This window comes from Novosphingobium sp. 18050 (assembly GCF_902706195.1).
Taxonomy (GTDB): Bacteria; Pseudomonadota; Alphaproteobacteria; order Sphingomonadales; family Sphingomonadaceae; genus Novosphingobium.
On the sequence record NZ_CACSJO010000018.1, the window covers coordinates 42,976 to 64,992 of the forward strand.

The 22,017-nt window shown below is 65.3% G+C and carries 19 protein-coding genes; 11 read left to right on the top strand and 8 right to left on the bottom strand.

The window, feature by feature from the left end:
• Positions 1-25 precede the first annotated feature (25 nt).
• Positions 26-1,255 carry a cystathionine beta-lyase gene (metC, locus tag GVL61_RS16795; protein ID WP_235037747.1) on the top strand — a complete coding sequence of 410 codons (1,230 nt, stop codon included), beginning with the start codon at positions 26-28 and terminating at the stop codon, positions 1,253-1,255.
• Entirely contained in the window at positions 1,252-2,319 is a 1,068-nt protein-coding gene (locus GVL61_RS16800) for a mechanosensitive ion channel family protein (RefSeq protein WP_159981815.1), read from the top strand. The genes metC and GVL61_RS16800 overlap by 4 nt, the downstream gene beginning before the upstream one ends.
• 266 nt (positions 2,320-2,585) lie before the next feature.
• Here GVL61_RS16800 and GVL61_RS16805 read toward each other — a convergent pair whose 3' ends face one another.
• Positions 2,586-3,509, bottom strand: a complete 924-nt coding sequence (locus GVL61_RS16805; protein ID WP_159981816.1) for a GGDEF domain-containing protein — start codon at positions 3,507-3,509, stop codon at positions 2,586-2,588.
• A 318-nt stretch (positions 3,510-3,827) separates the two neighbouring features.
• A complete protein-coding gene (locus GVL61_RS16810) occupies positions 3,828-4,532 on the bottom strand; it encodes a helix-turn-helix domain-containing protein (protein ID WP_159981817.1) in 705 nt (234 codons plus the stop codon).
• Positions 4,533-4,761: 229 nt separating this feature from the next.
• Between GVL61_RS16810 and cobA the strand changes: the two genes are divergently transcribed.
• From cobA to GVL61_RS16840, 6 genes are all read left to right on the top strand, one after another.
• A complete protein-coding gene (gene cobA, locus GVL61_RS16815) occupies positions 4,762-5,565 on the top strand; it encodes a uroporphyrinogen-III C-methyltransferase (protein WP_159981870.1) in 804 nt (267 codons plus the stop codon).
• The gene (locus GVL61_RS16820; protein ID WP_043970998.1) at positions 5,562-5,858 is read left to right on the top strand and encodes a DUF2849 domain-containing protein; all 297 of its coding nucleotides are present in this window, start codon (positions 5,562-5,564) and stop codon (positions 5,856-5,858) included. Before cobA ends, GVL61_RS16820 begins: the two co-directional genes overlap by 4 nt.
• A complete protein-coding gene (locus GVL61_RS16825; RefSeq protein ID WP_159981818.1) occupies positions 5,858-7,492 on the top strand; it encodes a nitrite/sulfite reductase in 1,635 nt (544 codons plus the stop codon). Before GVL61_RS16820 ends, GVL61_RS16825 begins: the two co-directional genes overlap by 1 nt.
• Positions 7,485-7,919, top strand: a complete 435-nt coding sequence (locus GVL61_RS16830; protein WP_159981819.1) for a DUF934 domain-containing protein — start codon at positions 7,485-7,487, stop codon at positions 7,917-7,919. Before GVL61_RS16825 ends, GVL61_RS16830 begins: the two co-directional genes overlap by 8 nt.
• Before the next feature lie 24 nt (positions 7,920-7,943).
• On the top strand, positions 7,944-8,777 hold the full coding sequence (locus GVL61_RS16835) for a phosphoadenylyl-sulfate reductase (RefSeq protein WP_159981820.1): 834 nt from the start codon (positions 7,944-7,946) through the stop codon (positions 8,775-8,777).
• 178 nt (positions 8,778-8,955) lie between these two features.
• Positions 8,956-10,152 (top strand): MFS transporter, encoded by a 1,197-nt coding sequence (locus GVL61_RS16840; protein ID WP_159981821.1) that lies wholly within the window; start codon positions 8,956-8,958, stop codon positions 10,150-10,152.
• A gap of 13 nt (positions 10,153-10,165) precedes the next feature.
• On the opposite strand, the gene GVL61_RS16845 is transcribed toward GVL61_RS16840, so the two are convergent.
• Together GVL61_RS16845 and putA are read right to left on the bottom strand one after the other, a co-directional pair.
• Positions 10,166-10,711 (bottom strand): riboflavin biosynthesis protein RibD, encoded by a 546-nt coding sequence (locus tag GVL61_RS16845; RefSeq protein WP_159981822.1) that lies wholly within the window; start codon positions 10,709-10,711, stop codon positions 10,166-10,168.
• Positions 10,712-10,897: 186 nt separating this feature from the next.
• Positions 10,898-14,518 carry a trifunctional transcriptional regulator/proline dehydrogenase/L-glutamate gamma-semialdehyde dehydrogenase gene (putA, locus tag GVL61_RS16850; RefSeq protein WP_159981823.1) on the bottom strand — a complete coding sequence of 1,207 codons (3,621 nt, stop codon included), beginning with the start codon at positions 14,516-14,518 and terminating at the stop codon, positions 10,898-10,900.
• 98 nt (positions 14,519-14,616) lie between these two features.
• Here putA and GVL61_RS16855 point away from each other — a divergent pair, with 98 nt between their 5' ends.
• Together GVL61_RS16855 and GVL61_RS16860 are read left to right on the top strand one after the other, a co-directional pair.
• Positions 14,617-15,087 (top strand): Lrp/AsnC family transcriptional regulator, encoded by a 471-nt coding sequence (locus GVL61_RS16855; protein ID WP_159981824.1) that lies wholly within the window; start codon positions 14,617-14,619, stop codon positions 15,085-15,087.
• Between the two features lie 83 nt (positions 15,088-15,170).
• The gene (locus GVL61_RS16860) at positions 15,171-16,040 is read left to right on the top strand and encodes an SDR family NAD(P)-dependent oxidoreductase (protein WP_159981825.1); all 870 of its coding nucleotides are present in this window, start codon (positions 15,171-15,173) and stop codon (positions 16,038-16,040) included.
• A gap of 29 nt (positions 16,041-16,069) precedes the next feature.
• Here the strand turns inward: GVL61_RS16860 and GVL61_RS16865 are convergent, their stop codons facing one another.
• From GVL61_RS16865 to GVL61_RS16880, 4 genes are read right to left on the bottom strand one after another with little or no spacing between them, the layout of a single operon-like run.
• Positions 16,070-18,778 (bottom strand): xanthine dehydrogenase family protein molybdopterin-binding subunit, encoded by a 2,709-nt coding sequence (locus GVL61_RS16865; protein WP_200844760.1) that lies wholly within the window; start codon positions 18,776-18,778, stop codon positions 16,070-16,072.
• On the bottom strand, positions 18,775-19,260 hold the full coding sequence (locus GVL61_RS16870) for a (2Fe-2S)-binding protein (protein ID WP_159981826.1): 486 nt from the start codon (positions 19,258-19,260) through the stop codon (positions 18,775-18,777). Before GVL61_RS16870 ends, GVL61_RS16865 begins: the two co-directional genes overlap by 4 nt.
• The gene (locus tag GVL61_RS16875) at positions 19,257-20,126 is read right to left on the bottom strand and encodes a xanthine dehydrogenase family protein subunit M (protein ID WP_159981827.1); all 870 of its coding nucleotides are present in this window, start codon (positions 20,124-20,126) and stop codon (positions 19,257-19,259) included. Before GVL61_RS16875 ends, GVL61_RS16870 begins: the two co-directional genes overlap by 4 nt.
• A complete protein-coding gene (locus tag GVL61_RS16880) occupies positions 20,123-20,830 on the bottom strand; it encodes a CoxG family protein (protein ID WP_159981828.1) in 708 nt (235 codons plus the stop codon). The genes GVL61_RS16875 and GVL61_RS16880 overlap by 4 nt, the downstream gene beginning before the upstream one ends.
• A gap of 237 nt (positions 20,831-21,067) precedes the next feature.
• Here GVL61_RS16880 and GVL61_RS16885 point away from each other — a divergent pair, with 237 nt between their 5' ends.
• A complete protein-coding gene (locus GVL61_RS16885) occupies positions 21,068-21,967 on the top strand; it encodes an SMP-30/gluconolactonase/LRE family protein (RefSeq protein ID WP_159981829.1) in 900 nt (299 codons plus the stop codon).
• Positions 21,968-22,017 lie beyond the last annotated feature (50 nt).

Sequence of the window (22,017 nt, forward strand, 5' to 3'; positions counted from 1 at the left end):
TACCTACCGACACACGGAGATGACATTGGACACCAGTAAGCGCCTCCACGAGCTTTCCGAAGTGCCTCAGCGCCCCGCAACCAGGATCGTCGGTGCCGGTCGGCGCAGCGAATGGACCGGCCCGGTGGTCAACCCGCCCGTCTGGCGCGCCAGCACGCATCTCTACGCAGACACCGCCGCGCTTGCACAAGGCCCCCGCACGAACGAGGATGGCCGCTTCTTCTACGGCCGGCGGGGCGCTCCCACGCAGTGGGCACTGGCCGATGCATTGACCGCGATCGAGCCCGGGGCAGCCGGCACCGTTCTCTACCCTTCGGGCCTTGCTGCCATTGCCGGTGTCATGCTGACCCTGCTGCGGCCCGGCGATGTCGTGCTTATCAGCGACAATGCCTATGACCCCACCCGCGCCACGGGCACCGGCCTGCTGACAGACTTCGGCATCGAGCCGCGCTTCTTCGACCCGCTGGACAGGGCCGGCTACGAAGGCCTGTTCTGCGAACGGACCCGCGCCGTACTGCTGGAAGCGCCGGGCAGCCTGTCCATGGAGATGTGCGACTTGCCCGAACTCGCCCGGATCGCGCGCGAAAAGGGCGCGATCTCGGTGCTCGACAATACCTGGGCCGGGCCGCTCGGTTTTCCGGCGCTGGAGCGCGGTATCGACATCACGCTGATGGCCCTCACCAAGCATGTCGGCGGCCATTCCGACGTGATGATGGGCAGCGCGAGCGCCGGGCCGGAACTGTACGCGAAGCTGCGCCAGCGCGCGCAGCAGCTTGGCACCGTGGTTTCGCCCGACGACGCCGCGCTGATCCTGCGCGGCCTGCGCACGCTGCACCTGCGCCTGCGCCACGAGGCCGACAGCGCCTTGGCCATAGCGCAGTGGCTGAACGACAGGCCGGAAGTGGCGCAAGTGCTGTGCCCGATGCTGCCCGATGCGCCTGGACACGAGATCTGGAGCCGCGATTTCTCCGGCGGCTGCGGCCTTTTCAGCTTCACGTTCAAGGGCGGCACCGCAGCCGCGCGCAACCGCTTCGTCGATGCCCTCACCCTGTTCGGCATCGGCTATTCTTGGGGCGGCTTCGAGAGTCTGGCGATACCAATCGATCCCTCCACCTGCCGCAGCCGCATGGCCTGGCCGCCGCAACCAAACGAAGCCGGCGATCGCCACGGCGTTCGCCTTGCCATCGGACTGGAGGATGCGGGCGACCTTATCGCCGACATCGAACAGGCGCTCGCCGCCTGGCGGGAAGGATGACCACCCCCGCCGCCCTTGCCACAGCGTCCCGCGCCGCAGCTGCGAATGCGACCCCGGCGCCCACCGCAACGGCTACGGCGGCCGTCATTCCGGCGCAGCCGATATCCGGCGCCGACGGCATCAAGGACGCGGTCGCCTCGCATAGCGACGCCGTCGGCAATGTGGTCAACACCCTCGACAAGCTGGCCGTGCAAGTGGGCGCAACGCGCTTCTCGGTGTGGGATCTGTTCGTGGTGCTGGCGGTGCTGGCACTGCTGATCTCGGCGGCCTGGGCGGCCAGCCGGCTATCGAGCCGCATCCTCGCGCGTGCCAGCGGCCTGGACCTTACTCAGCGGCTGCTGACAGAAAAGATGGTCAGTCTGTTCATCTGGGGCCTGGCGATCCTCGTCGGTATCGACGTGCTGGGCATAGACCTGACCGCCCTCACCGTGTTCTCCGGCGCCTTTGGCCTCGCCATCGGCTTCGGTCTGCAAAAAACCTTCGGCAACCTGATCGCAGGAATCATCCTCCTGATGGACAAGTCGATCAAGCCGGGCGACGTGATCGCCATCACCGACCAGGGCGGACAGTATACCTTTGGCCAGATCCGCCGCATCGGCATCCGCGCCGTCTCGCTAACCACCCGGGATCAGAAGGAATACCTGATCCCGAATGAAAACCTGATGATCAATCAGGTTGAAAACTGGTCGTACTCCAGCCGCAACGTGCGTATCCAGGTGCCGGTCGTAATCCCCTACGCCACCGACATCGAGCGCGCGGAAGAACTGATGCTGGAGGCTGCACGCTCTGTAAAACGCGTGCTTGTGGCCCCCCCGCCGACCGTCTGGCTGGACAGCTTCGGTGAGAATGGGGTCGCCTTCGTGATCCATGTCTGGATCACCGACCCCGAAGAGGGCGTGGGAAATGTGCGGTCCGACGTGCTCAAGACCCTGTGGCGCCTGATGCGCGAAAACGGCATCCGTGTCCCCTATCCCCAGCGCGATCTGAACCTGCGCGACACCGAGGCCGTGCGCGAATTGATCGAGGCGGTGCGCGGAAAGACGGGGGGAGACGATCAAGCGTGAGCGCATGGCGCATATGCCCACGCCGATCGCGTCATCCCAGGGTCAGGGAAGCTGCCGAACTGCGATGAAGTTCATCGGAAAAACAGCCACAGCAGAAGAATGACCGGGATGGGAACACCGATAAGCCACAAGAGAATTCCCTTACCCATTTTCGTTCTCCATTTTTCTATAAATGAAGAATTACCGATCACCCCCAATGTTCCCTTGGAAAAATAGGGCGATAGGGTGCCTTTCCTGCGTGCAGGAGCGCGATGGACATAAGCCTGTCACCCCACTGCGAGGCGGACCGGCTTTTCCATTTCCAATCGGTTGCGCCCCTTGGCCTTGGCCACAAACAGCGCCATCTCGGCGCGCTCTATGGTAGAATCGAGGCTGGTGCCGATCCGCGCGACGCTGGCGCTGGCGGTCATCGCAAAGTGACTGGTGCCGACCTTTTGCTTGAGTTCGCCCAGTGTCGTCACCACCCGGCGGCAGATGCCTTCCGCTTCAGCCGCCGTGACGCGCGGCAGGATCACCGCGAAGCGCTCGGAGCCGATGCGCGAGATGATGTCCTCGGTACGCAGCATCTCGCGCAGAAGGTCGGAGAAGACGGTCAGCACTTCATCTCCTACGCTCTGACCGTACTGCATGTTGATCGTGCGGAAGAAATCGATGCTGAAAAGCGCCAGACAGCCGTCGATGCCCGCCTCCAGCATGTGCTCCAGCATGGAGATGAAGGCGGTGCGGTTGGTCAGGCCGGTCAGCGGATCTGTGTACGTCGCTGTAAACAGCCGTTCGCTGAGCGAGCGCAGTTCATCGACGTTGCGCATGACACCCAGCACCCCATAAGGCGTGCCGTCGTGGCGCAGCAGCGCGCGCAGGCGTATCTCGAACCAGCGTCGGCGCTCGTCGTTGCCCAAGGCGGGGAACTCGATCCAGTCGATGTCCTCACCCGCCATCGCGCGGGCATGTGCGCGTGCCACCTGCTGCTTGGCTTCAGGCGCCACAAAATCGAGCAGGTGGGGTCCCACCAGCGCATTTGCCTCGCGTCCAGCTTCGCTGCCGGGCACGCGAATTCCGAGGCCTGCTATCGCAGAGGTTGCGTGGACGATGAACCCTTTGGGGTCTGTCTTGAGGATGACGTCGGTCGAGCTCTCTGCCAGCATGCCGTAGAGGACGGAGCTTTCCTGAAACGTGAAATTCATGCCCATGCCGACTGCGTCCCGAATGTCGTGCCTACAAATATCCGATGACGCGGCAGACCATATGGCCCACCACCTGATTGCAATTCCGCCCGACAGTCTTTCAACAAACAGATCAGAATCGCAATTCTCCAACGAATTCTAATTCAACACCTTAGATCAAGAACAATTAATTGGGTTAGTTAACCCGATTGTACTTTGTCTATTCTTATCAAGATGTTTACCATCGATTAAGGATGGCGTGAATATGGAAACTCAAAGGCGGAGCATTGAATCGAGGTTAACGGCAACTTGGGCAAGGAACTCAGGTTAATCGAACTGAGCCGATCAAAGCTCGATCATGATACGGACCTTGTCCGGGGTCGTTTCCACGGCGGCGGCAATTTGCTCGCGGCACCGCGATATCAGATCGGACAGGCCCGGCACGGTGCGGCTCGGACGCAGATCCGCGCTCTCCACGCCGAGCGCTTCGGCGATCGCCTCGATACGGTCCTCGATCGGACGCGCACGGCCCTGCTCCCAGGCCCAGACGGTCGGCTTGCTGACGCCCAGCCGGTTGGCGAGTTCGCCCTGCGTAAGGCCGCGCAGCTTACGCAGCCGGTGCAACCGCTCACCCAGGCTTTCGCCCCCGATCGCGGAAGGCCCGACAGGTGAAGGCGGCGGAGCCACCCCCAGTTCGCCCTGCACAGCGCTGCGCAGCTTTGCCGCGCTAAGCGTCGCTGCGGGAATCGGTGCGTCGAAGGCGCAACCGTAAAGTCGCCCGCTCGACCAGATCACCCGTGCGCGCGCCTGCGGCGCCTCGGGAAGTTCCAGTTCGATCGATTCGCCGATTTCCAGTTCGATCTGGCTTTCGAGCAGGACGCCGCCTTCGGAAAAATTGTGAATCGTCACCGGGGTTTCAACGCCCGATTCGAGCGCGCCCTGCGTCGCGAGAAGCAGCCGGCGCCGCTCGGGACGCGGTTGCCCGGCCGATTCTCCGCCGAAATAGCCGTCGCTGGCCGTGTTTACTTCGAAATGGGCCGCAATCGGCATTCGTACCGCCTCCTTGGGTTGCATAAATGTCCACTGGTGCGGTTAAGATTTGGTTAGCACGGAACTTAATGAAGCTCCCGAGTCGCAGAAAAACGCCCTTTTTTGCCCTCGCAGCCATTTTGTCCCACAGCGATGCCTTTCGGTGACGCAGCGACCATAAAGTTGCCCTTAGCCCTTCGAAAGTCATTCTGGCTGGCGCAGCGCGGGAATGATCGCCATCTGCGCCATCATGGTATCGAATTCCGACTCCGGTGGCCGCGGCTCGAATGAGCGCAAGGGCCCAATTGGCAAAGTCTGGCTCGTCGGCGCGGGCCCAGGCGATCCCGACCTGCTGACGCTGCGCGCCGCCCGGCTCCTGCTGAGCGCGGGCCTGGTCGTGCATGACGGCCTTGTCGATCCCTCGATCCTGGCGATGGCCCGGCCTGGCGCCCGCCTCGTCTCGGTCGCCAAGAGCCGCTCGCGCCATACTATGAAGCAGGAGGAGATCAACGCCCTCCTCGTGCGCGAGGCCCTCGCCGGTAATGACGTCGTGCGTCTCAAGGGGGGCGACCCATTCATCTTCGGACGCGGCGGCGAAGAAGCCGAAGCCTGCAAGGCTGCCGGCGTACCGGTGGAAGTCGTGCCCGGCATCACCTCTGCGCTCGGCGCTGCCGCCGCTGCGCAGATCCCGCTGACCCACCGCAACCATGCCTCGATCGTCACCTTCGTCGCCGGCCAGTGCAAGGGCCTTTCGGATCAGGACTGGTCCGGCCTTGCCGGCAAGGGCCGGACGCTGGTAATATTCATGGGCGTCGCCACCGCTGCCGACATCTCGGACAAGCTGATGGCTGACGGCCTCGCCCCCGACGTACCCGTCGCCGTGGTGGAGAAGGCCACGCGCGAAGATATGCGCGTGCTGCGCGGGCCGCTGGCCAGCCTTGCCCACCTTGTCGAAAGCGAGAGGGTGCAAAGCCCGGCGCTTATCGTTATCGGGCACGTCGCCGCTGAAGCGGACAACACCATTCGCGCTCTCGCGCTGGAGGCAGTACAGTGAAAATCCTGACGGGCAACGACCTGAAGTCCGGCGCGGTCATCTGGTGGACCGGCGTGGGCTGGTCGCTCGATGTGAATGACAGTGCCGACGTGGCCGATAGCGGCGCCGCGCTCATCGCACGCGAAGAAGGCGTCCAGAACGTCTTCGCCGCTTATGTGGTGGACGGCGTCAAGGACGAGACGGGCGTGCGCCCGGCACATATCAAGGAGCGCATCCGCGCGCTTGGTCCCACCGTGCGCCTCGACCTGACGCTTAAGCCCTCCGACCCCCAAGCCGTGAACTGGGTGATCTGATGTACAAATATGACGAATACGACCAGCAGATGGTCGATACCCGCGTCGCCGAATTTCGCGACCAGGTCCGCCGCCGCATCTCGGGCGAACTGACCGAGGACCAGTTCAAGCCGCTGCGCCTGCAGAACGGCCTGTACTTGCAGCTCCACGCCTACATGCTGCGCGTCGCCGTACCTTACGGCACGCTCAACTCGGTGCAGATGCGCCTGCTGGGCGACATCGCCGACAAGTACGACCGCGGCTATGGCCACTTCACCACCCGCCAGAACATCCAGTACAACTGGATCAAGCTGGACGAGACGCCGGATATCCTGGCCGAACTCGCCACGGTGGAAATGCACGCCATCCAGACCAGCGGCAACTGCATCCGCAACATCAGTTCCGACCAGTTCGCCGGCGCCGCCGCCGATGAGATCGTCGATCCGCGCCCTTACGCGGAACTGCTGCGCCAGTGGTCCAGCTTCCACCCGGAATTCCTTGTCCTGCCCCGCAAGTTCAAGATCGCCGTCATCGCGTCCGAAAAGGACCGCGCGGCGATGCGCCTGCACGACATCGGCATCAAGATGGTGAAGAATGACGCGGGCGAGATCGGCGCCCAGTTCTACGCCGGTGGGGGCATGGGCCGCACCCCGATGATCGCACCGATGATCCGCGACTTCGTACCGCTGGACCAGCTCATCACCTTCGCGGAGGCGTGCCTGCGCGTCTACAACCGCTACGGCCGCCGCGACAACAAGTACAAGGCACGCATCAAGATCCTGGTCCACGAACTGGGCCGCGACGAATATGTCCGTCAGGTCGAGGAAGAGTTCGCGCACCTCCTTACCCAGCCGATCGAGCCCCCGCTCGCCGAGCTGGAGCGTATCAAGGCGCACTTCACCAACCCCGCTTTCGACGCCGGTGCGCCGGACGATCTGGACATCTCCGATCCCGACTTCCGCCTCTGGGTTGAGCGCAACACTACCGCGCACAAGGCACCGGGCTACATCATCGCCACGATCAGCCTGAAGCCCGTCGGCGGGATCCCCGGCGACGCCACGGCCGACCAGATCCGCCTGATGGCAGACCTGGGCCGCGACTATTCGTTCGACGAACTGCGCGTCACCCACTCGCAGAATATCGTCCTGCCGCACGTGAAGAAGGCCGACCTCTACACCGTCTGGAAGGCGCTGGACGAAGCCGGCATCGGCACCGCCAACATCGACACCGTGGGCGACATCATCGCCTGCCCCGGCCTCGACTACTGCAGCCTTGCCAATGCGCGTTCCATCCCGGTGGCGCAGAAGATTTCCGAGCGTTTCGGCTCCGCCCAGAAGCAGGCGGAGATCGGCGAGTTGAAGCTCAAGATCTCGGGCTGCATCAACGCCTGCGGTCACCACCATGCCGGCCACATCGGCATCCTGGGCGTCGACAAGAAGGGCGTCGAAAACTACCAGCTCTCCTTCGGCGGCAGCGAGGGCGCGGACACGTCGCTCGCCAAGATCACCGGTCCCGGCTTCGACGAGGACGGCGTGGTCGATGCTGTTGAAAAGGCCACGCAGGTATACCTCGCCAATAAGCAGGGCGAGGAACGCTTCCTCGACACCTATCGCCGCATCGGCATGGATCCGTTCAAGGAAGCTATCTATGGTTGAAGTCCAGTTCCGCTTCCGTGACGACGAAGCCGTCAACGATCCGGCCATCACCGTGGATGCTTTCGCCGAGCAGACCAACGCCACCGCCGTGCGCATCGAACCGGGCGACGACGCCCGCGATCTCATGCCGCATCTGGACCGGCTGGCGCTGATCGAGGTCAATTTCCCGGCCTGGACCGACGGGCGCGGCTACTCCGCCGCCCGTATCCTGCGCGAAGCCGGTTACACCGGCGAGATGCGCGCCGTGGGCGATGTGGTGATCGACATGCTCGGCCACCTCCAGCGCTGCGGCTTCGACGCCTTCGCGCCCGATAAGGCGCTCAACCCCGACGATGCGAAGAACGCCTTCGCCCGCTGGGACAATGTCTACCAGGCTACCGTCGTGGACGGCCGCCAGGCGATCTGGGCCAAGCGCCACCCCGCTTGAGAGCCCGGCTGAAGGGATAACCCAATGCTCCGTACCGAAGCTGAGAACGGCCGCGCCGACATCAGGACGCGCGACCGCATCGACACCGGCCCCCGCTTCGCCGAGGCGGACGCGGTGCGCCTCAACCGCCTGTTCCGTGGCAGCGACACGAGCGAGATGCTCGAGACGTTGATCAAGGAACGCATGGCAGGCGAAGTGGCGATCGTCTCCAGCTTCGGTGCGGAAAGCGCGGTGCTCCTGCATCTCATCGCGCAAGTGGACCCCGCGGTGCCGGTGCTGTTCCTGGAAACGGGCAAGCATTTCCCCGAAACGCTGGCTTACCGCGACCTTCTGATCGCGCAGCTTGGCCTTCGGGACTTGCGCAATCTTGTGCCCGACGAAGCCGAGATCGCCAAGAAGGACGAGAACGGTCTGCGCTGGTCGTGGGACCCCGACGGCTGCTGCGAAATTCGCAAGGTCAAGCCGCTGGCCAAGGCGCTTGCCGGCTTCGACGCCTCGTTCTCGGGCCGCAAATCGTTCCAGGCTGCGACCCGTTCGAGCCTGCCGCGCTTTGAAATCGATACGACGGACACCCAGGGCCGCCTGAAGATCAACCCCCTGATCGACTGGTCGCCCGAGCGCATTGCCGCCTATATCGAAGAGCACCACCTGCCCGCGCACCCGCTGGTGGCGGAAGGCTATCCGTCGATTGGCTGCATGCCCTGCACCAGCAAGGTCGCAGCGGGCGAAGATCCGCGTTCCGGCCGCTGGAAGGGCTGGGACAAGACCGAATGCGGTATTCACGTCCCGGGCCAGGAAGACGTCGCGGGCGGCACCGGCAATGGCGAACTGCCTCCCGGATTCGACCCGGTGTTCTGAAAAAGGCGAGGTCCCGGCTTCCCTGCCTTCATGCGGGCAGGCGATCCGGGACAGGCCCGTCCTTCTCGCAAGCCGGGCGATTGCCGAAACCGGCCCGCGAAATGCAAAAAACGCAAGGGTTACTCGCTTTCGCGACGGGTAGCCTAAATAGGCATATGGCCCTATTTTGCGCTGCAACATGACCAACCATACACAGACCAAACACGTCCATCCCGCCCTAGTCACTCTGGCGCTGGCCATGGGTGCCTTCGCAATCGGCACGACCGAATTCGCAGCGATGAGCCTCGTGCCGTTCTTTGCCCGTGATCTGGGGCTGAGCGAGCCCGAGGCAGGCTATGCAATCAGTGCCTACGCGCTGGGTGTGGTAGTCGGCGCACCGGTCATCGCGGTGCTGGCGGCCAAGATCGAACGGCGCAAGCTGCTGATTGCGCTCATGGCGATCTTCGCCATCGGCAACGGCATTTCGGCTATGGCCGCAAGCTATCCCCTGCTGCTGGTGTGCCGCTTCGTCAGCGGCCTGCCTCACGGCGCCTATTTCGGCATCGCCGCGCTGGTCGCCGCCTCGATGGTGCCGGCCAACAAGCGCGCGCAGTCGGTGGCGATGGTCATGTCCGGGTTGACCGTGGCAACGATCATCGGCGTGCCGGTGGCGAACTTCCTTGGGCAGGAACTGGGTTGGCGCAGCGGTTTCGCGGTAGTTTCCGTCCTCGCGGTGATCACGATGGCGCTCGTCGCGCTCTATGCGCCCGTCCAGCACGCCGATGCATCAGCCAGCCCCTTGCGGGAACTGGGCGCGCTGCGCCGTCCGCAAGTGCTGCTGACGCTGTTGACCGGCGCCATCGGCTTCGGCGGCCTCTTTTGCGTCTACACCTACGTCGCCTCGACCATGATCGAAGTTACCGGCGTATCCGAACGCCTCGTCCCAGCCGTGCTTGCTATCTTCGGTGTCGGCATGACGGTGGGCAACCTGTTCTGGGCCTGGGTCGCCGACCGCGCGCAGACCAAGGCGGCAATCGCCGCGCTGCTCTTCAGCGCGGTGTCGCTGGCGCTGTTTTCGCTGCTGGCGGGCAATATCTGGACGTTGAGTCTGGTAGTTTTGCTGATCGGCTTCAGCGGCGGTCTTGGCACGATCCTACAGACGCGCCTCATGGACGTTGCCGGCGACGCACAGGCGCTGGCGGCAGCGGCGCACCACAGCGCCTTCAACATGGCCAATGCGCTGGGCCCGTGGCTTGGCGGCCTTGCGATCAGCGCCGGCTACGGCCTGACTTCGACGGGGTGGATCGGATCGGGGCTGGCCCTGGGCGGCCTCGCGATCTTCCTGGTGACGATCTCGCTCCACAAGCGTGAGACCCTGCGAGCCTTGCCCGCCTGACTTCAGTGTCGACTCAGGCCCCGACGCGCTTTTCCAGATGCATGTGGACGGCGTCGGGGGTCGTCTCCATTTCGGAAACGAAGTAATTCTCCACCGGGATATCGTCTTCGAACAGCGCTGAGCCGCAGCCTAGGGTGCGCGGCGTCATGCGCAGCCAGATCTCGTCCGCTTCACCGGTGCCCATGGCGGCCTTGAGAGCGCCGGCCTCGCCCACCACCAAAACTGCGCGGCCGTCCGCGGCTTCCCTGGCTTCGGCGAAAGCGGCGGCATAACTGCCGAGAAAACGCAGCCCCGGCGGTCCACTAGCCGGGACGCTCGCAATCGGGGTGTCGGTGACTACGAAAACCGGGGTTTGCGCTGCATAGGCCTCCCCGATCCAGCTGGGATCGCCGGAGAGGTCGAAAGAACGGCGGCTCATCACTACGGCGCCACATACACCGCCGAGCCGGCCCGAAAGTCCCGAGCCCTGCAAGTCGGCAATGCGCATGACGCACCTGCCGCGCGAATCCGCCCAGAAGCCGTCGAGGCTGGTTGCGGCATCGATGATCATTCTGCTCATCCTACTACTCCAGCCTGCCGTATCCTCCCTGCGCCATGATAATGAAACGCAGTGAAGCAGCAATGAAGCAACATCAAAAGCGACCACGAGTTGCATTCGGTCCGTCGAACGGGGCCTCACTTACGGCAGTGCGACCGGGAACAATCCCGGTCGCATGTCGCTTTCCGCAATCAAGTCAGAGAGTTGTCAGCCGATCATCATCAAGCTGGCATTCCCCCCCGCAGCGGTTGTGTTGATCGAGGTTGAAACCTCTTCCAACAGCCAGGCCCCGCTCGGCCCGAAGCCCTGAAGCGGATTGCCGTGCTCCCACAGGTGCACCGGTACGATCGGCCCGGCCAGTGCGGCAACCGATTCGCAGGCCCCGCTCACCGTTGCCACGTCGCCCTCGGCGAGGCAGGCCGCGAAAGGCTCGACCGGATCGGCGGCGAACCGGGCGGCGATGTCTCCAGGCAGCCCAAGGGGCAGTTCCATACCCTCGACCGCGCCGCGATTGCCCGTCGCCAGAACCGCTGCGATCTGGCCGAACAGCCCCTCCCGGGTCGCCGGGCGCAGCAGGATGCGGCCGCGCGGGTGGAGCGCATAGAGATTGCGTTCCCCCACCGGACCGGAAAGTTCCTGCACCGTACCTAGCGCCGTGGAAGCGCCCAGGGTGCGGGCGGCTTCGGCTGCGGCGTGTTCGCCCTGCGCTTCCAGCCACTGCACGAAGGCGGTGAGCAGCACCGGCGGCGCTGCGGCGGCGGGCAGCACGGCGGCCGGCAGCTTGGTAAGCCGCCCAAGGTAGAGCGGCCCCCCCGCCTTGGGGCCCGTGCCCGAAAGCCCGCGCCCTCCGAAAGGCTGAACGCCGACGATGGCGCCGATGGTGTTGCGGTTGACGTAAAGGTTGCCAGCGCGGACCTGCGAAGTCACCCGCACGACCGTCTCGTCAAGACGGGTGTGCAGGCCGAACGTCAGGCCGTAGCCGGTGGCATTGATGGTCTCGACCAGCTTGCCAAGATCGTCGCGGCGAAAGCGCACGACGTGCAGGACGGGCCCGAACACCTCACGCTCCAGTTGGTCAATGCTGCCGATCTCGATGATGGTCGGGGCGATGAACGTGCCCGACGCCGCCTCATTGCCCAGCACGACCTGCTCAACCTTGCAGCCCTTGGCCCGCATCCCGGCGATGTGGCGCTCGATGTTCGCCTGCGCCTCGGCGCTGATGACCGGGCCGATGTCTACGGCGAGACGCTCCGGGTTGCCCACGCGCAATTCGGCGAGCGCACCCTTGAGCATCGTCAGCGTGCGGTCGGCGACCTCTTCCTGAAGGCACAGCACCCGCAGTGCCGAACAGCGCTGGCCGGCGCTGTCGAAGGCCGAGGCGATGACGTCCGCCACCACCTGTTCGGCCAGTGCGGAGCTGTCGACGATCATCGCGTTCTGGCCGCCGGTCTCGGCGATCAGCGGGACCGGACGGCCTTCGCGCGAAAGCCTCCCGGCAAGCTGACGCTGGATCAGCCGCGCCACTTCGGTCGAGCCAGTGAACATCACTGCGGCAACCTGCGGTGCGGCAACCAGCGCGGCACCCAGTTCGCCCGCGCCGAGCATCAGTTGCAGAGCATCGCGGGGCACGCCCGCCTCGTGGAGGATGCGCACCGCTTCCGCGGCGATCAGCGGGGTTTCCTCGGCGGGCTTGGCAAGCACCGGATTGCCCGCGACCAGCGCCGCGACCACCTGTCCGGCGAAGATCGCCAGCGGGAAGTTCCACGGGCTGATGCAGACCACCGGCCCTAGCGGCGCCTGCTCGGGCCCGAAAGTGTCTCCGGCCTGCCGGGCGTAATAACGCAGGAAGTCGATTGCCTCGCGCACTTCGGCAATGGCGTTGGCGGCGGATTTCCCCGCCTCGCGGATGGCCAGCCCCATGAGTACGGCCATGCGGTCCTGCATGATGTCGGCGGCGCGGGCGAGGATCGCGGCCCGATTGGCAACCGGCACCAGCGGCCAGGCGCTGGCGGCAGCGCGGCCGGCGGCGGCTTCAGCTTCATTGGGCGCGATCTCAATGACGGTGCCGACGATGTCGCCGTGGTCGGCGGGGTTGCGCACCGGCAGGCCTTGCCCCTCGGCGCCTTCGGGAAGCGCGCGCCATTCGACTTTCGCCGAGGCTTCGAGCGCCTCTGACAGCGCGGCCAACGCAATCTCGTCGGTCAGGTCGATGCCGGCGGAATTCGGACGGCCCGCGTAAAGATCGGCGGGGAGCGCGATCAGGTCGTGCCGCGCGCCGGGATTGGGCATTGCGCGCACAACGTCGACGGGATCGGCCACCATCTCGGCAACCGGCACCGCCGGATCGGCGATGCGGTTGACGAAGGAGGAATTCGCGCCGTTCTCCAGCAATCGCCGTACAAGATAGGCGAGCAGCGTCTCATGCGTACCGACGGGCGCGTAGATCCGGCAGGGGCGATCCAGCTTGTCAGGTCCGACAACCTGCGAATAGAGCGGTTCGCCCATGCCGTGCAGGCACTGGAACTCATACTTGCCCACGGCGAAGTCCGGCCCGGCAAGCTGGTAGATCGTCGCCAGCGTTTGCGCATTGTGGGTGGCGAACTGGGGGAAAACCGCATCCGGCGCAGCAAGCAGCAGCTTCGCGCAGGCGACATAGGCGACGTCAGTGTGGACCTTGCGGGTGTAGACCGGGAAGTCCGCCAACCCGTCCACCTGTGCGCGCTTGATCTCGGCGTCCCAATAGGCACCCTTGACGAGGCGGACCATGATCCGCCGGTCCGCGCGGCGGGCAAGGTCGACGATCCAGTCGATCACCATCGGGCAGCGCTTGCCGTAGGCCTGGATCACGAAACCAAGGCCATCCCATCCCGCCAGCGCCGGGTCCAATGCGAGGCTTTCCAGCAGGTCGAGCGAGAGTTCGAGCCGGTCAGCTTCCTCGGCGTCGATGTTGAAGCCGATGTCGTACCCCTTGGCCATCACCGCCAGCGCCTGCACCATCGGCAGCAGCTCGCCCATGACCCGTTCGCCTTGCGCCCGGACATAGCGCGGGTGCAGCGCCGAAAGCTTGATCGAAATGCCCGGCCCTTCATAGATGCCGCGCCCGGCCGAGGCCTTGCCGATGGCATGGATGGCGTTTTCGTAATCGGCGTAATAGCGCGCCGCGTCGGCTGCCGTGGTCGCGGCTTCGCCCAGCATGTCGTAGCTATAGCGGAAGCCCTTCCCTTCCAGCTCGCGCGCGCGCTTGAGGGCCTCGGCAATCGTTTCGCCGGTGACGAACTGTTCGCCCATCATGCGCATCGCCAGATCGACGCCGCGGCGGATCACCGGCTCACCGGCGCGGGCGATCAAACGGGTAAGTGCTGCACCCAGCCCCCGGTCGTCCACAGAACCGACCAGCTTGCCGGTCACCACCAGCCCCCAGGTGGCGGCGTTGACGAACAGAGACTTGCCGCCGCCCAGGTGCCCGCTCCAGTCCCCGCCCGAAATCTTGTCGCGGATCAGGGCGTCGCGGGTAGCGTGATCGGGAATGCGCAGCAGCGCTTCGGCCAGACACATGAGCGCCACGCCTTCCTGGCTGGAAAGCGCATATTCCTGCACCAGTCCTTCTACCCCGGTGCCCTTGTGATTGGCGCGCAAAGTCGTGACCAGATGGGTCGCGGTCTGGCGCACTGCCGCGCGCATCGGCTCGGATAAAGACGCAGCGTCCAGCAGCGGTGCAAGACACGCGGCCTCGTCGCGGCGACGGGCCTCGGCGATGGTCCTGCGCAGGGGCGACAGTTCGCGGATGGCAGGGGCGAAAGCGGCGAAGGGTGCGGGCGAAGTGCTCATGGCGAAAATCTAACCGATTCGCGCTTGTCGGTCTGCCTTTTCAGTGCCACCGATATATCCATATCGACTTATTTATCGAACCTATCAGGGCAATCTGCATGACAAAGTCCAAGGAACCGGTCGAACTGGACGAACTCGATCGCAAGATCATTGCAGTTCTGCGCGCCGACGGGCGGATCACGGTGACAGACCTCGCCAAGGCGGTCGGCATGTCGAAAACGCCTTGTCAGGTGCGCTTACGGCGGCTGATCGAAAACGGCGTGATCCGGGGCTTCAAGGCGGTGGTCGATCCAGTCAGTCTCGGGCTGGATCATGTCGCCTTCGCCGAGGTCAAGCTGTCCGACACCCGCGAAAGCGCGCTGACGGAGTTCAACCGCGCCGTGCGCCGCATTCCCGAAGTGGAGGAATGCCACATGATCGCCAGCAGCTTCGACTACCTGCTGAAAGTGCGCACTGCCGACATCCGCCGCTACCGCATGGTGCTGGGTGAGAAGATCTCCAGCCTGCCGCATGTCGCCAGCACTTCGACATTCGTGGCGATGGAAACGGTAAAGGACGCCAGCAGCTGATCGCCGGTGCGCTGATCGGGGCGGCCGGATTGACCCCTCCCCGGCCGGTCATAGGGTTACGCCAAACAGCGGGGAGAGAACTGATGACCGACCGGGCGCCTGTCGCAATCGTCACCGGAGCCAGCAGGGGCGCAGGACGGGGCATTGCCGTTGCGCTCGGCTCGCACGGATGCACTGTCTATGTCACCGGCCGCTCACAGAAGGAGGGCGACGCCTCCATGCCCGGTACGATCCACGCGACCGCGCGCGAAGTGACCGAGGCCGGGGGCACGGGCATTGCCGTCGCCTGCGACAGCGGAGACGACGCCCAGGTAGCCGCGATGATAGCCCGAGTGATCGCCGAGCAGGGGCGCATCGATATCCTCGTGAACAACGCCTGCGCGGTCCACGATGCGCTCAGTGCGCCGGGGCAGTTCTGGGAAAAGCCGCTGGCGATCGGCAACATGATCGATGTCGGCGTGCGCAGCGGTTTCGTTACCACCTGGCATGCGGCCACGCATATGGCGGGGCAAGACAAGGGGCTGGTCCTGTTCACGTCCTCGCCCGGATCGATGCATTACTGTTTCGGCCCCGCCTATGGCGCGCACAAGGCCGGGGTCGACAAGATGGCTTTCGACATGGGCGTGGATTTTGCCGATGCCGGGGCGAACGTGGCGGCGGTGTCCGTGTGGATGGGCTCGCTCACCACCGAGCGGTTGATGCAGATGATGGATGAAATGCCTGAGCGTTTCGCCCACCTCGAAGGGACCCTGGAGTCGGCAGGCTACACCGGCCATTTGGCCTGGGCGCTATGGAGCGATCCCGAGATGATGCGGCACAATGGGCGCACGGTAATCGGCGCGGAGCTGGGCCGGGAATACGGGATCACCGACCTTGGCGGTAAGTATCCGCCCTCAGCAAGGTCCGGGACCGGAGCCGCACCGCCGACCTATGCGGAGTACAAGGTGAAGTGAAGCGCGCCCTCCTCCCCTTGGGGGAGGGATCAGGCCCGCTCTCCCGATACCTTGGCTGAGCCGAACATACCCATCTTGCACTTGCCGCTCATGCTATCGCCATCGAAAAGAAGATCGTATTTCAGCGTGATCTTCATCGGCTTCTCTACCTTCATCTCGAACTTCACCTGACGGCCCGATAGCGTCCCGCCCGCGAAATCCTGCCGTCCCTCTGGCGCTTCGAGATAGCCTGAGACAGCAGACCCGTCGGTATCGAAGTGCGCCACCATCACCTGCGGGCCCATCGGCGTCTTGAGGATCATGTTCCAGTCGCCGTCGATGCCGCCAGCCGCTGCGGGCGCAGCCACCTCGACCGGCAGCACTGCTTCCACCGCTGCGGAAGCCCCCCCTTCCAGATGCGCGCGCGTTCCCGAAATATCACGCCCCTCGATCACATCCAGCACGCGTGCGGGCGTCAGTGGCAATACCAGTTCCTCGATCTCGCCGAAGGGGGAGAGCGCATCGGCGATCGCGTTGACCAGCGTCGGCGGGCCGATGATGCAGCCCCCCTCTCCCACCCCGCGCATCCCGCCAATGGTCTGCGAGGGCGTGCTGGCGTGGAGATACTCGAAGTCCGGAACGTCCGAGATCGCGGGCATCAGATAATCCTTGAAGGTCGGCGCCAGCGGGTTGCCGCGCGCGTCGTAAGGCATGTCTTCCAACAGCACCTGCCCGATCGCCTGCGCAAGGCCGCCCGCGATCTGGCCCTCGACGACGCCGGGGTTGATAACCGTGCCGCAGTCCTCGCTGCTGATCCAGCGCAGGATCTTCACGAACCCGGTTTCGGCATCGACCTCGACCATGCAGCAGTGGGCCGCGCTGGTCATGGTCATGGGCGGGGGCTGGTAGCGGTATTGCGCCTCTAGCCCGGTGGCCGCACCTTCAGGCAGGCGGCCCGGCTCGCCATAGGCGATTTCGGCGATTTCCCGCAAAGAACGCGTCATCTCGGGCGCGCCGGCGACGTGGACCATGCCGCCCTGTATGGTGATGGCCTCGACGCTGGCATTGGAGAGGTGCGCGGCGACAACCTTGACCTTGTCCGCCAGCATTTCCGCTGCGCGCCAAGTGGCTCCGCCCGCGATCACCCCCTGCCGACTGCCGGCCGCGCCGGGTGAGAACGCACCGATCGCGCTGTCGCCCTCATAGACCGCGACGTCCTCGTAAGCCACGCCAAGCTGCTGGGCGATGACCTGCGCCATGGTCGTTGCCGTGCCGTGGCCTTGCGAATGGGTGGACAGCATGGCGACAACCTTGCCGGTCGGCTCGATGCGCAAGTGCACCGTCTCGCCCGTCATCGGCGCCATCGACCCGGCCGCCCCGGTCGGCTCGATATAGGTGGCAATGCCGATGCCCAGATAGCGGCCCTGTTTCCGTGCCTCGACCTGCTCCTTGCGGAAGGCGGCAAGGTCAATACTGGCAACCAGCTTTTCGAGGCATTCGCCCGGCGTGATGTCGGTGACCGGAATTCCCAGCGTCGAGGTATGGGGCTGGTCGGTGAGGTAGACCAGGTTGCGGCGCCGCAGTTCCACCGGGTCGATGCCGATCTTGCGCGCAGCCTTGTCCAGCAGCGTTTCGCGCACCAGCGATTCCATCGCCCATGGCCCGCGATAGGCGCCCAGGCCCATGGTGTTGGTGTACCAGCCGCGTGTCACGAAGCCGTATGCGGGCAGCTTGTAGGCGGGCCACATGAACATATGGACGGCGATGTTGGCATCCTCGCCCATCGGCCACGCGCCGTTGTTACAGGCATAGTCACACCATGCCGCCTGCAGATGGCCCTCGCCGTCGAACCCCACGGTCAGCGACACGTCCTGGTCACGCGCATGGCTGGAGGCGGTCAGCGCCTCGAAACGATCCTCGATCCACTTGAGCGGACGCCCCAGCAGCTTCGCCGCGACGATCACAGCCACTTCCTCGCGCCACGGAATATTCTTCAGGCCGAATCCGCCGCCGACGTCTTTGGCGATAACGCGCAGCGCCTCGGCCGGCAGGCCCAGCACCAGCGCGATATAGCGCGCGGCAAGGTGCGGGCTTTGGCAACCGATCCATACCGTCATTTCCCCCGCGCCTTCCGGCGAGGCGACGCAGGCCCGGCCCTCCATCGGCGACTGGGCAATGCGCTGGTGACGGATGCGGGTGGAGACCACATGCGCGCAGCCGTCCAGCAAAGGCTGGATCGCCTCGCGCGTATCCTCATCGCCCATTTCGGCTGAGATATTGTCGTCCCGGTCCGGATGAACCAGCGGGCCGGTCTTCGCATCCGCAATGGTCACGACGGGAGTTTCCTCCTCGATCACCACTTCGACAAGCGAGGCGGCGTCCTCGGCGAGGGCCCGGCTGTCAGCGATGACCATGGCGATCGGATCGCCCACGCAGGCGACCCTGCCATCGGCCAGCAAAGTGACCGGCGCCTCGATCGGGGTGAAGAAAAAGGTCTGCATCGCAACGGGCACGGCGGCGAGGTCCGCCTGGGTGTAGATGGCATGGACGCCGGGCATTTCGCGCGCCGCATCCATGTCGATCGAAACGATCCGCCCGCGCGCCGCCGCCGAGCGGACATAGGCGATGTGCAGCATTCCCGGCAGACGTATGTCGTCGGTGAACTGGCCGCGCCCCGTCAGCAGCCGCCCGTCCTCCTTGCGTGGCTGGCGCGAACCGACGTAGCGGACGGCGCCGACGCTTTTCGCATGGATATTCATGTCGTCGCTCCGGCCAGTTGGCGAATGGCGCGGCGAATGCCCTGATAGCCGGTGCAACGGCAGATGTGGCCGGACATCGCCGCAGTCAGCGCCTTCTCGATCTGCCCGGCCCCCGCGCCTTCATTCTCACGCGTAACCGCCGCCATGGTGATCGCCACGCCCGGCGTGCAAAAGCCGCATTGGAGCCCGAAGTTATCCTTGAGTGCCTGCTGGACCGGGTGGAGCGTGCCGTCAGGCTCGGCAAGGCCCTCAACCGTCGTCACCGCGCCGCCGTTCGCCTGCACTGCCAGCATCAGGCAGGAACGCATGGCCACACCGTCGACCATGACCGTGCAGGCCCCGCAGACCCCGTGTTCGCAGGCAAGGTGTGTGCCGGTATAGCCCAGTTCCTCGCGCAGGAATTCGCCAAGGCTCGTGCGTGCCTCGACAAGGGCGGCGTGGCGGTGGCCGTTGACCGTCAGTTCGATCCTGTGCTCGCTCATGCAGCGCTCCTGATGTCCAGCGTTTCGCGCAGGCACCGCGCAAAGATCCGCGCGCCAACGGTGCGGCGGTATTCCGCGCTGGCATGATGATCATCGAACGGCGCAGTGTCGGCAACGGCGGCGCGTGCCACGCCCGGCGCGTCGATCCCGGTGAGCGATGCGCCTGTCAGCGCGGCCTCCGCCTGCCGCGCCCGGATCGGCGTGGGGCCCATGCCAAACCACGCGATGCCGGCGCGCCTGATGACCCCGCCCTCGACCTCCAGTGCGCCGACCAGACCGACCAGCGCGAAGTCGCCCGGCCTCTGGGCCACCTCGCGAAACAGGACGAGGTGCCCATCCGGCCAGTCGGGATAGACGATACCCGTCACCAGTTCATCGGGTTCGAGGACGGTCATGTAGGGGCCGATGTAGAACGCGTCCGCCGGCACCATGCGGGAGCCCCGGATCGAGGCGATCTCGATATGGGCGCCCAGCGCCACGGCCGTTGCCGGCATCTCCGCTGCCGGTTCACCCAGCGCGACCGAACCGCCAATCGTTCCGCGATTGCGCGTCTGGTAATGTCCGACATGCCCCAGCGCGGTGATGAATGCGGGCAGGTGCCGCGCCAGGGTTTTATCACCCAGGGCGTCTGCCTGCCGCGTCGCCGGCCCGACACGGGTGCCGCCCTCCACCCGCGTCACGCCCTTGAGCTGTGCAATCCCGTTGATGTCGACGAGGACGAAAGGCTGGCTCATCCGCAAGTTGAGCAGCGGCATCAAGGTCTGCCCGCCCGCGATCACCGTGGCACCGCCTCCTGCCTCGGAGAGGATACGGCAGGCCTCCTCGACGCTGCCCGGCCGAACATAGTCGAATGGCGCGGGCTTCACGCGCTTACACTCCGTCGGCCGGCCTCATAGGCGGCAGCGGCGGTCAGCACGATCAGTACCAGCACTACCAGGGTGACCGGCGTACCGACATGCGCGAGCATGTTGCCCGCAACCAGAGCAACGACCAGCGCAGCCACCCAACCCCATAGCGGCGCGGGCGCCATCGGCCCGGCCGCGACCACGGACGCAGCCCTCGCCGACGGCGCAGGCGCCGCCAGCGTCTGTCCCGGCGCCGCGATTGCCTCACCGTCGACGACCGCACCGCCAACCACCACATCGCCGAATTTCGCGAAGAACTTGCCGGCAAGGTTCTTGGCGGTCGCATCGATGATCGGCCCGCCCAGCTGCGCCATGCGCCCGCCGACTTGGGCATCGACATCGTAGGAAACCAGCGTCCCGCCTTCCGCCGCCTCGGACAGCCGCACTTTGGCCCCGCCCTTGGCCGAACCGGCGATACCGCCGTTGCCCGTGCCGGTGATCGTATAGCCGTTGGGCGCATCGAGATCGGAAAGCTGGACGTTGCCCTTGAAGCGTGCGCCGATCGGGCCGATCTTCACTTCCGCGACAGCCAGAAAGCCATTCTCACCATCTTTTTCCAGACTTTGGCAACCGGGGATGCACTGGGCCAGCACGGCCGGATCGTTGAGCGCCTCCCAGACCTTGCCGCGCGGCGCGGCGATGCGCTGCTCCCCTGTCATCTGCATGTGCGTGTCTCTCCAGATCCGCTGCGGGCTTTGCACCCCGTCCTTATCGACGCGGATTGAACGACGAGACGCGCCGCGATGCAAGAGGTTATGAGCAACGATGGCTCTTAAATCGCGCTCACGGGTAAAACCGCCCCGGCGTTGCCTGTGCAGCCCGGCTCCCTCTCCAATGCCCGCCTGCTAGGATCAACGCGAAAGCGGCGCACCAAAAATGCCGCATCCAGAGGAGTGGCCGTCATGTCTCAGCTTTCGCCGGGTGATTTCACCGCGCTTGCCAGCGGCATCTATCTGGAGGGCCTCGCCGTTGACCACGAACGCGGCGTCATCTGGTACAGCGATGTTGTCGGCGGCGGCATCCACGCCGTGAAACCGGATGGAACCCCGGTCGGCGTCCTGGACCCCGAGCGGATGTGGACCGGCGGCATCATGATCAACGCGGACGGCGCGATCCTGTCGAGCGGCCAGGGCGGCGTGCGTTGGAACAACCCGGAAACCGGAGCCTCGGGCTGGCTGATCGACACGCTGGACGGAAAACCGGTGAACGGCATCAACGAGATGTACCCCGACGGCGAAGGCGGCATGTTCTTCGGCACTCTCGACATCGAAAGCGTCATTGCCGCCCGGCCCGCGCGCCCGACCGAAATCTGGCACCTGACCCGCGACGGCCACACGATCCGCCTTGCCGAGGGCCTGCGCTTCACCAACGGCATCGGCTACAACCCAAGCCTTGCCCAGTTCTACTGCTCCGAGACGTTCGGCCAGGCCCTCGCCTGGGACGTCACCCCCAGCTTCGAACTCACCAACCGGCGCGTCCTCCTCGACCGCGACGACTGCGACGGGCTGGCCCTCGATGCCGAAGATGCGATCTGGATTCCGGGGGTCTACTCGCCGGGGATCATCCGCCGCGTCACTCCGACGGCCAGGGAACTGCCGCCTGTGCCGACCCCGCCGGGTGCAACCACGCAGGTCCGCTTCGGCGGGGCGGACGGGCGCGACATCTACATCACTCTGGTCCCAGCCGATGCCGGTGAGTGCCTGCGCACCGGCCGGCCGCTCTCCGGCACCTCGACCCTGCAACGCGGCCGATCGACGGTGCCGGGGGTGAAGATCGAAGCGACATGCTTCGACCTCGCCTGACCCGCCCATGCTCTGACACGCCCCGGCGATGACCTTACCGCGCTGCTGGC

Coding starts and splice junctions, on each gene's coding strand:
- GVL61_RS16810 (WP_159981817.1), bottom strand. CDS start 4,532: ATGCCGATTGCGGCCCATTTCGAAGTAAACACGGCCAGCGACGGCTAT.
- GVL61_RS16835 (WP_159981820.1), top strand. CDS start 7,944: ATGCTCCGTACCGAAGCTGAGAACGGCCGCGCCGACATCAGGACGCGC.
- GVL61_RS16865 (WP_200844760.1), bottom strand. CDS start 18,778: ATGAATATCCATGCGAAAAGCGTCGGCGCCGTCCGCTACGTCGGTTCG.
- GVL61_RS16855 (WP_159981824.1), top strand. CDS start 14,617: ATGACAAAGTCCAAGGAACCGGTCGAACTGGACGAACTCGATCGCAAG.
- GVL61_RS16805 (WP_159981816.1), bottom strand. CDS start 3,509: ATGGGCATGAATTTCACGTTTCAGGAAAGCTCCGTCCTCTACGGCATG.
- GVL61_RS16870 (WP_159981826.1), bottom strand. CDS start 19,260: ATGAGCGAGCACAGGATCGAACTGACGGTCAACGGCCACCGCCACGCC.
- putA (WP_159981823.1), bottom strand. CDS start 14,518: ATGAGCACTTCGCCCGCACCCTTCGCCGCTTTCGCCCCTGCCATCCGC.
- GVL61_RS16860 (WP_159981825.1), top strand. CDS start 15,171: ATGACCGACCGGGCGCCTGTCGCAATCGTCACCGGAGCCAGCAGGGGC.
- GVL61_RS16880 (WP_159981828.1), bottom strand. CDS start 20,830: ATGCAGATGACAGGGGAGCAGCGCATCGCCGCGCCGCGCGGCAAGGTC.
- GVL61_RS16825 (WP_159981818.1), top strand. CDS start 5,858: ATGTACAAATATGACGAATACGACCAGCAGATGGTCGATACCCGCGTC.
- GVL61_RS16830 (WP_159981819.1), top strand. CDS start 7,485: ATGGTTGAAGTCCAGTTCCGCTTCCGTGACGACGAAGCCGTCAACGAT.
- GVL61_RS16800 (WP_159981815.1), top strand. CDS start 1,252: ATGACCACCCCCGCCGCCCTTGCCACAGCGTCCCGCGCCGCAGCTGCG.
- GVL61_RS16840 (WP_159981821.1), top strand. CDS start 8,956: ATGACCAACCATACACAGACCAAACACGTCCATCCCGCCCTAGTCACT.
- cobA (WP_159981870.1), top strand. CDS start 4,762: ATGGTATCGAATTCCGACTCCGGTGGCCGCGGCTCGAATGAGCGCAAG.
- GVL61_RS16885 (WP_159981829.1), top strand. CDS start 21,068: ATGTCTCAGCTTTCGCCGGGTGATTTCACCGCGCTTGCCAGCGGCATC.
- GVL61_RS16845 (WP_159981822.1), bottom strand. CDS start 10,711: ATGAGCAGAATGATCATCGATGCCGCAACCAGCCTCGACGGCTTCTGG.